This is a genomic window from Corynebacterium sp. HMSC055A01 (assembly GCF_001809405.1).
GTDB classification, from domain to species: domain Bacteria; phylum Actinomycetota; class Actinomycetes; order Mycobacteriales; family Mycobacteriaceae; genus Corynebacterium; species Corynebacterium hesseae.
The window spans coordinates 1-5,514 of record NZ_KV797554.1 but is presented as its reverse complement, the minus strand read 5'-3'; the positions used below and the strand labels follow the sequence as shown (position 1 = coordinate 5,514).

The window sequence follows — 5,514 nt, the reverse complement described above, 5'->3', positions numbered from 1 at the left end:
CACACCCCCAACAAACAACAAATCCCCAGGTGACACACCAAAAAGGTGCGCCACATAGGGACGTCGCCAAGCAATGTTCCTTAGTAGAGCTCCTCCTCTTGAGTGCGCTCAATGGTGGCGCCCAAGGCCTGCAGGTTCTCTACAAAGTTGGGATAGCCGCGGTCGATGTGAAAGACATCGTGCACGGTGGTCGTCTCATCCGCACACAAAGCGGAGAGGACCAATCCGGCACCTGCGCGGATATCGGAGCTCCAGACATGCGTCGAGGACAGGCGCTCTTGACCGCGGATAACTACGTGGTGTCCATCCACCTGGGCATCAGCGCCAAGGCGGAGCATCTCATCGACGAACCGGAAACGCGACTCAAAGACATTTTCCGTGATGATGGATGTACCTTCCGCGACCGCGGAGAGCCCGATGGCAATCGGCTGAAGATCCGTGGGGAAGCCGGGGTACGGCAGCGTTTGGTAGTCCACAGCAGTTGGACGCCGGTCCATGCGCACGCGGAAACCATTGACATAGTCCTCGATATCCGCACCGGCGGACTTAAGCTTCTCCAACGGCAGGTGCAGGTGCTTGGGAGCAATACCACCCACCGTGATATCCCCGCGAGTCATTACGGCAGCATATGCCCACGTACCCGCAACAATGCGGTCACCGATAACCTCGTGCTCCGTCGGTTGCAGCTTGTCCACTCCCCGAATGGTGATGGTGGATGTCCCCTCCCCAGAGATGTCGGCGCCCATTTCCTTGAGCATCGTGCACAGGTCCACAATTTCCGGTTCGCGGGCCGCATTGTGGAGTTGAGTTTCGCCATCCGCAAGGACTGCAGCAGTGAGAATATTTTCGGTAGCGCCTACCGAAGGAAAATCGAGCTTGATGTTCGCGCCATGGAGTTGATCCGCCTCCGCCACAACGGCGCCGTGTTCGATGCGCGTGCTAGCGCCCATCTTCTCTAGCCCAGATTGGTGCATGTCCAATGGGCGGGAACCAATGGCGTCGCCACCTGGCAAAGCTACCTTTGCGTGACCACAACGCGCCGTCAGCGGCCCCAATACACACACCGACGCGCGGAATTGGCGCACCGCATCGAAGTCTGCATTGGAATGCAACGTGGCCGGCGTGGTGATCTGCACGGTGTGGCCATCGATTTCCACTGAACAGCCAAGGCCTTCAAGGACCTTTCGCATCAGTGGAACATCAAGGATTTTAGGACAGTTGGTCAGCGTGGTGGTGCCCTCCGCCAACAGTGCCGCAGCCATCAGCTTCAGCACACTGTTCTTGGCACCGTCCACCTTGACGGTGCCCTGCAGGCGCGCCCCACCGGAGACAATAAATTGGTCTTTCACGCCCACCCAACTTACCTACGATCAGGGCAACGCGCCTATACGACGGGCCGCATTAACCGCCTCATAGCGAGTATGTGCACCCAGTTTGCGCATGACAGAGCGCAAATAGGACTTCACCGTTTCGGCGCCAATACCCATTTCCTCGGCCGCCTCGACATTGGTATGCCCCAACGCCACGCAGGAAAGAACATCCAACTCGCGAGCAGAAAGCTTGGTGGACTGCTTAACGCGCACCGGGGAGACCATCTGGTCGCAAAGAGCCTCTAGTTCCTTACGGAGGTCTTCATCGTTGACTCGGTTAGCCAACATGCGGAGCTTGGAGTGCGTTGAGCGCACCTGCTCCCACTCAGCCCCGTTCATCACGTGACCGCGAGCAGCGCCGCCCTTGCCTCCGTCGGCACGACGCAACGCGGAATTAACGGCCAGATCCTGCTCGAGGCACCGAGCGGTCATGGTGACTTCCTCGATTACCTTGTCGCCCAAGCGCACCGGCGAATGGACGCCAACGTAGAGGACACCGCGGATTTCACGCTGAACGGTGACCGGCACCGCCACGATCGAATGCAGTCCCTCATCCTGGATATGGCGATCATTCTCATGGCTAATTGTGGTGGCACGAGTGTAGTCGGACACACCAACCGCGCGGCGAGTGCTGACAACGCGCCCGCCGACGCCCACGTTCGCGTCAATCACCAAATTCTGCAAGGCCGGGGTCCGCAGCCCTACCCACTGGGTAATCTGCAGGCGATTGTCCGGCAGCAAGGTCCCGTACATCGTGACGGGGATTCCCGTTGCGGTCTTTAGTGACGAGAGCGCTGCGCGTACGGCTTCGTCGTCATCCTTGAGTCGGTGCGGCTCCATGAGACTCTCTCTTACTCGGGGGTAACCAGCAGGTGCACCCACATTTCCCGCCTGAAACGGGGGTAGGCGAACACTATTTGCGAAGTATAACCGGCCGACGGGGGTAATTCTAAATCACGCCTCGCCCTCATGAGACGCCTCAAATCCCACATGCCATGCCCGAATGATCTGTTCAGAATCTATATACCACTTGGTCTATTGCCACGGTGTAGAGTGTCTGCTGTACATCAGAACTTATTTTCAAGGAGTCCACATCGTGGCTGTATACAACAATATTCTCGACACCATCGGCGGTACCCCGCTTGTCCGCCTCAACCGCCTGACCGAAGGCCTCGGCGCCGAGGTACTGGTGAAGGTTGAGTCTTTCAACCCCGCTAATTCCGTCAAGGATCGCATTGCCAAGGCAATTGTCGACACCGCCGTAGAGTCCGGCGAGCTAAAGCCAGGCGGCACCATCGTTGAGGCCACCTCCGGCAACACCGGCATCGGCTTGGCACTCGTCGGTGCCGCCCAGGGTTACAAGGTCATCCTCACCATGCCGGAGACCATGTCCAACGAGCGCAAGGTACTGCTGCGTGCCTATGGCGCTGAAATCGTCCTCACCCCGGGCGCTGCCGGCATGAAGGGTGCTGTCGAGAAGGCCAACGAAATTATCGCTAAGACCCCCAACGCCATCCTGGCTTCGCAGTTCGCTAACGAGGCAAACCCGAAGATTCACGAGGCAACCACGGGCCGCGAGATCTGGGACGACGCTGAGGGCAAGGTCGACGCTTTCGTCGCTGGCGTCGGCACCGGCGGAACCGTCACCGGCGTGGGCCGCTACCTGCGTTCCCAGAACCCCGACACCTACCTGGTCGCCGTTGAGCCCGCTGACTCCCCCGTCCTCTCCGAGGGACACGCTGGCCCCCACAAGATCCAGGGCATCGGCGCCAACTTTGTCCCAGAGGTTCTGGACCGCGAGATCCTCAATGAGGTGCTCACCGCAACCACCGAGGAATCCGTTTCCACTGCCCGCAAGCTGGCCACCGAAGAAGGACTGCTCGTCGGCATTTCCTCCGGTGCCAACGTCTCTGCGGCACTCAAGCTGGCTGCGCGCGAAGAGTTCAAGGGAAAGACCATCGTCGTCGTCGCCCCGGACTTCGGTGAGCGCTATGTCTCCACCATCCTCTTCGAGGACATTCGCGAGGCCTAAGGAAAACGCTAACGTGGCTTTCCACGGGACGTCGCCAAGCACGGCGCCGTGGTGAGCCCTCCGAATAAAAGCGCCCTCTGTGCTAGGGGGCGCTTTTTCTTTCTAGATAGGATGGTTCGCATGCACATCTTGAAGATGATTCGTGAAGACCTCGCCAACGCGCGCGAGCATGATCCGGCCGCGCGCGGCGACGTCGAAAATGCCGTGGTCTACTCCGGCCTTCACGCCATTTGGGCGCACCGAATCGCCCACCGCATGTGGAAACGTGGATGGCGTGGGCCAGCCCGTATTTTGGCGCAGCTTAACCGCTTCTTCACCGGAATCGAGATTCACCCCGGCGCTACCATTGGCCGGCGCTTCTTCATTGACCACGGCATGGGGATCGTCATCGGTGAAACCGCCGAAATTGGCGATGGCGTCATGCTTTACCACGGCGTCACGCTCGGTGGTCAGGTGCTGACACAGACAAAGCGCCACCCAACAATTGAGGACAACGTCACCATTGGCGCGGGCGCCAAAGTGCTCGGCCCGATTACCATCGGCCACGGCTCCGCTGTAGGTGCCAACGCCGTGGTGACAAAGGACGTGCCACCGGAGCACATTGCCATCGGTATCCCGGCCACCAACCGCCCGCGCAAGAAGGATGAGCGCATCAAGCTGGTGGACCCGGACTACTACATCTAAAAGACCGTGCCTTTACAGGCTGCCTTCACGGGCAGTCAGCCGCTGGTAATCGGGATTCTTCTCAATGAAGCGCGCCACGGCGCTGCACGTTGGAATGACTTGGCGGCCGGCCGTTGAGTCATCATCCAGTACCGCTTTAATAAGCGGCTTGGACAGCCCTTGGCCCTGAAATGACTCGAAGATTTCCGTGTGCGTGAATTCGCGTGTGGTAGCGGAATCACTGTATTCGGCGAAGCCTGCTTCTTCCCCATCAACGGTGATGACGAAACGGGATTGATCGGTTTGGTGCGCAACTGAAGTAGTCATGCCGCCCATTAAACCAAAAAGAGCAACAAAAAAGCCCCTTCCAATGGAAGGGGCTGTCTTGTGGCCAGAGCCAGGATCGAACTGGCGACCCCACACTTTTCAGGCGTGTGCTCTACCGACTGAGCTATCTGGCCAGAAGCCACGAGGACTTCGGCGACCCTGACGGGACTTGAACCCGCGACCTCCGCCGTGACAGGGCGGCGCGCTAACCAACTGCGCCACAGGGCCATTTTCAATTATCTGTTGTGCGCTGGGCACGAATAAGTACTCTACACAAAGCTAGATAAGCACACCAAATCAGCATGTCATTCACCGTTTTCACGGTGATGCAGCCCCTCAATACACACTGTCACCACAGCGCCTAGACCTATACAGATCTATGCGCCATTTGCGACGTTGCAGGAGCCTCCACACACCACCATAAAACGACACAAGCCCCGAGGCATATGTTCTATAAACAATGCTCCGAGGCTGAAATATGGCGACCCTGACGGGACTTGAACCCGCGACCTCCGCCGTGACAGGGCGGCGCGCTAACCAACTGCGCCACAGGGCCATAAGTATTTTCTTGTGCACCAACACAAAAGTGTTGGTACCCCCAACGGGATTCGAACCCGTGCCGCCGCCGTGAAAGGGCGGTGTCCTAGGCCGCTAGACGATGGGGGCCCGTTGCCTTGAGGCAACTTTGTAAAAATATACTGGAGACATCCTCACTTAACCAAATCGTCCTGGCAGAAAGGCAGAAAACCATGGCTGACCAGCGGGATACCTGTTCCTGTCACGAGCCGGGTGTGCACGGCTACAACTCCGATGATGAGCAGAAAGCAAAGTACTTGGCTCGCCTCAAGCGCATCGAAGGCCAAACCCGAGGCATCCACCGCATGATCGCGGAGGACCAATATTGCATCGACATCATCACGCAGATCTCAGCGGTTACTTCAGCGCTCGAGAACGTTTCCCTAGCGCTCTTGGAGGACCACATAGAACACTGTGTGGCGGGAGCAGCCGCCGAAGACGGGCAAGTAGCCACAGAGAAGCTCGAGGAGGCCATGCGGGCCATCAGGAAGCTCGTTAAGAGCTAGCCCTGAACCCAGGCTTAAGGGACATTTCGTGTGGATAAAT

General features: G+C 58.5%; 6 protein-coding genes and 4 tRNA genes. 3 read left to right on the top strand and 7 right to left on the bottom strand.

The annotated features are described in order from the left end of the window. Positions 1–80: 80 nt before the first annotated feature. Both murA and ramA read right to left on the bottom strand, forming a co-directional pair. Complete coding sequence (gene murA / locus HMPREF2604_RS03940) at positions 81–1,349, bottom strand: UDP-N-acetylglucosamine 1-carboxyvinyltransferase (RefSeq protein WP_070523021.1); 1,269 nt, start codon at positions 1,347–1,349, stop codon at positions 81–83. A 21-nt stretch (positions 1,350–1,370) separates the two neighbouring features. After that, positions 1,371–2,210 (bottom strand): acetate metabolism transcriptional regulator RamA, encoded by an 840-nt coding sequence (gene ramA, locus HMPREF2604_RS03935; protein WP_070522991.1) that lies wholly within the window; start codon positions 2,208–2,210, stop codon positions 1,371–1,373. A 256-nt stretch (positions 2,211–2,466) separates the two neighbouring features. Between ramA and cysK the strand changes: the two genes are divergently transcribed. Beyond that, positions 2,467–3,402, top strand: a complete 936-nt coding sequence (cysK, locus tag HMPREF2604_RS03930; RefSeq protein WP_070532409.1) for a cysteine synthase A — start codon at positions 2,467–2,469, stop codon at positions 3,400–3,402. A gap of 120 nt (positions 3,403–3,522) precedes the next feature. Further along, a complete protein-coding gene (epsC, locus tag HMPREF2604_RS03925) occupies positions 3,523–4,086 on the top strand; it encodes a serine O-acetyltransferase EpsC (RefSeq protein ID WP_070532406.1) in 564 nt (187 codons plus the stop codon). A gap of 12 nt (positions 4,087–4,098) precedes the next feature. Here epsC and HMPREF2604_RS03920 read toward each other — a convergent pair whose 3' ends face one another. The 5 genes from HMPREF2604_RS03920 to HMPREF2604_RS03900 form a co-directional block, all read right to left on the bottom strand. After that, the gene (locus HMPREF2604_RS03920; RefSeq protein WP_070532403.1) at positions 4,099–4,401 is read right to left on the bottom strand and encodes a GNAT family N-acetyltransferase; all 303 of its coding nucleotides are present in this window, start codon (positions 4,399–4,401) and stop codon (positions 4,099–4,101) included. A 52-nt stretch (positions 4,402–4,453) separates the two neighbouring features. Beyond that, a tRNA-Phe gene (locus HMPREF2604_RS03915) sits at positions 4,454–4,526 on the bottom strand. Between the two features lie 20 nt (positions 4,527–4,546). Next, positions 4,547–4,620 (bottom strand) — tRNA-Asp (locus HMPREF2604_RS03910). A gap of 251 nt (positions 4,621–4,871) precedes the next feature. Beyond that, a tRNA-Asp gene (locus HMPREF2604_RS03905) sits at positions 4,872–4,948 on the bottom strand. A 34-nt stretch (positions 4,949–4,982) separates the two neighbouring features. Then, positions 4,983–5,058 (bottom strand) — tRNA-Glu (locus HMPREF2604_RS03900). An 83-nt stretch (positions 5,059–5,141) separates the two neighbouring features. Here HMPREF2604_RS03900 and HMPREF2604_RS03895 point away from each other — a divergent pair. After that, positions 5,142–5,474 (top strand): metal-sensitive transcriptional regulator, encoded by a 333-nt coding sequence (locus HMPREF2604_RS03895; protein WP_070532400.1) that lies wholly within the window; start codon positions 5,142–5,144, stop codon positions 5,472–5,474. Positions 5,475–5,514 lie beyond the last annotated feature (40 nt).